The sequence below is a fragment of the Streptomyces celluloflavus genome (assembly GCA_000720995.1).
In the GTDB taxonomy this organism is placed as follows: domain Bacteria; phylum Actinomycetota; class Actinomycetes; order Streptomycetales; family Streptomycetaceae; genus Streptomyces; species Streptomyces celluloflavus.
Window position 1 is genome coordinate 1 of record JOEL01000135.1, and the last position, 540, is coordinate 540.

1 protein-coding gene is annotated in these 540 nt (G+C 64.6%); it reads right to left on the bottom strand.

Features of this window, described 5'->3' with window-relative positions; translation table 11 throughout:
- Window positions 1–540 (bottom strand): acyltransferase domain-containing protein (locus IH09_RS36215; RefSeq protein ID WP_190233524.1); only part of this gene is annotated, 540 nt, incomplete at both ends.

Below are 540 nucleotides of genomic sequence, written 5' to 3' on the forward strand. Positions count from 1 at the left end.
CGGCCGAATCCCCGCCAGACGAACCGGCAACATCTCGGCCAACGGCTCACACAGACGCGAATGCGCCACAAAATCCGACACGGGCACCCGCCATCGCATCACCTTCCGAGCCCGCAACTCCCGCTCGAACTCCACCAAAGCCGCCGGCTCACCCGACACCACCGTCGCCACCGACGAATTCACCGCAGCCACCGAAAGACGCCCACCCCAGGACGACAACAACCCACGCACCGCATCCACAGGCATCACCACCGACAACATGCCCCCCTCCACACCCAGACCAGCCAACGCCTGAGCCCGCAAAGCAACAACCGCCGCCCCATCCTCCAAAGACAAAATCCCCGCCACAGTGGCCGCAGCGATCTCCCCCTGCGAATGACCCACCACCGCATCCGGCACCACACCAGCAGCACGCCACACCGCAGCCAACGACACCATCACAGCCCACAACAAAGGCTGCAACACCTCAGCACCCTCCAGCACAGGCGCACCCACCACCCCCGCCAACACCTCATACGGATCCCACTCCACATAAGACCC